Below are 2,201 nucleotides of genomic sequence, written 5' to 3' on the forward strand. Positions count from 1 at the left end.
TGCCTTTCGGCCGTATCTACAAGGATGGCAGACTGATCGGTGCCGATCAGTCTGCCATCCTTGTAGATACGGCCGAACGGCACCTGATCCATGATGGTGGCTGGGCCGGGAGCAAGCCTGAGCATGTCGCCGTCGCGCACCTGCGCCACCTGGCCGATGCCCGATGTCGACATCAGCGAGCCCTGCGCCACCAGATGTGCCGCCTCGCCATGCACGGGAACGCCGATCTGCGGGCGCACCCATTCATACATCTTGCGCAATTCGCTGCGCCGCGGATGGCCGGAGACATGCACCAGCGCATCGCCGTCCTCGATGATCTTGACGCCGAGGTCGATGAGACGGTTCTTGATCTCGAGGATCGCCTTCTCGTTGCCGGGAATCGTACGCGAGGAAAACACCACCGTGTCGCCTGCCGTCAGCGACACCGACTTCATCTCTTCGCGCGACAGCTTGGCCAGTGCGGCCAGCGGCTCGCCCTGGCTGCCGGTGCAGATGATGACCAGGTTTTCGCGCGGGATGAAACCAAAATCCTCCTCGGCGATGAACTCCGGCAGACCGTCCATGTAGCCGAGTTCTCCGGCCACATCGATGACCCGCTTCAGCGAACGGCCAAGCACCAGGCACTGGCGTCCGGCATCGCGCGCCGCTTTGGCGATCGAGACGATACGTCCGACATTGGAGGAGAACGTGGTGACGGCGACACGGCCCTTGGCAGCCTGGATGACGCCCTTGAGGCCCTCGCCCACAGCCACTTCCGAAGGCGACTCGCCTTCGCGCAGCGCATTGGTCGAATCGCAGATCAGCGCCAGAACGCCCTTGTCGCCATAGGCGCGGAAACGCGCCTCGTCGGTCTTCGGCCCGATCGTCGGCTCCGGATCGATCTTCCAGTCACCGGTATGGATGACGGTGCCTGCCGGCGAGGTGATCGCCAGCGACATCGGCTCGGGAATCGAGTGCGCGACCGGAATGGCTTCGATCTCGAAGGGGCCGACGGTGAATTTCTCGCCCGCCCGGTAGATCGTGACCGGTATTTTCGGTGCGCCCTGCTCGCCTTGCCGCTTGGCTTCCAGCAGGCCGGCGCTGAACGGCGTCATCCAGACCGGCGCCTTCAGCTTCGGCCATGTGTCGAGCAGCGCGCCGTAATGGTCTTCATGCGCATGCGTGATGATGATGCCGCGCAGATTGGCGAGGTTCTCCTCGATGAAGCGTGTGTCGGGCAGCACCAGGTCGACGCCCGGCAGGCTGGCATCGGGGAAGGTCACTCCGACATCGATGACGATCCATTCGCGCGCGCTGGGCGGCCCGTAGCCGTAAAGAGCGAAGTTCATGCCGATCTCGCCGACGCCGCCGAGCGGCACGAAGACGAGTTCGGCGTTTTCCGCTTTCGCCATGATTTTTCCCTTCCTGGCCCTCAGGCCAAGCTCAAAAGCAATTCCGGGAAAAGTGTGTAACGGTTTTCCCACCGGAGTTGCGCAAAAACAAACAGTTAGAACCGTTCATGAACGGCCCTATGCCCTGGCCGAAGCGACCGCGCCGAAATGCACATCGCCGGCGGCGATCGTCCGAACCGAACCTTCATCGTCGCGGATCACGAAACGGCAGTCCTCGTCAATGGTCTCAAACACCCCGCGCACCACATTACCGTCAATTCTGACGGCAACCTCGCCGCCGAGCCCCGCGGCACGATCAAGCCACCGTCGCCTGACGGCGGCAAGTCCGCGCCCCTCATCCCACAATCGGGCATTCTCGCTCCAGGCATCCGACAGCGCCAGGAACAGTGTTTCCGCATCGCATGCCGCGCCCAGCGCGCGCAAGGAAGTTGCGGGATACGGCAAATCCTCAGGGTATGCCACCACATTGACGCCGATGCCGACCGCCACTCCGAAACGGCCGCCCTCGAGGATTGCCGATTCCAGCAGGATGCCGGCCAGCTTGGCGCCGGAGGCAAGCACGTCGTTCGGCCATTTCAGCTCGAAACGGTTTTTTCCTTCGCTGCCACCGTCGAGGCCAATGGCGATCCGGCCCTTCGGCACCACGGCATCGAGTGCATCGGCCAGCGCCAGTCCTGCGACGAAGCCCAATGTCGCGGCAAGGCGAAGCTCTGCCTTGGTGATGACGAGCAGCGTCGCCGCCAGGTTGCCTTCCGGGGTCGCCCAGACGCGGCCGCGCCGGCCACGCCCGCTTTCCTGCTTCTTGGAAAC

2 protein-coding genes are annotated in these 2,201 nt (G+C 63.7%); both read right to left on the minus strand.

Features of this window, described 5'->3' with window-relative positions; all coding sequences use genetic code 11:
* The coding region (locus tag EN994_RS28245) for a ribonuclease J (protein ID WP_164746275.1) at positions 1–1,391 on the minus strand (1,391 nt) is incomplete at its 3' end.
* A gap of 117 nt (positions 1,392–1,508) precedes the next feature.
* Positions 1,509–2,201, minus strand: a 693-nt coding sequence (locus EN994_RS28250) for a biotin--[acetyl-CoA-carboxylase] ligase (RefSeq protein WP_127308001.1), incomplete at its 5' end; no start/stop codon positions are given.

The organism is Mesorhizobium sp. M7A.F.Ca.CA.002.09.1.1, from assembly GCF_003998555.1.
Taxonomy (GTDB): domain Bacteria; phylum Pseudomonadota; class Alphaproteobacteria; order Rhizobiales; family Rhizobiaceae; genus Mesorhizobium; species Mesorhizobium ciceri.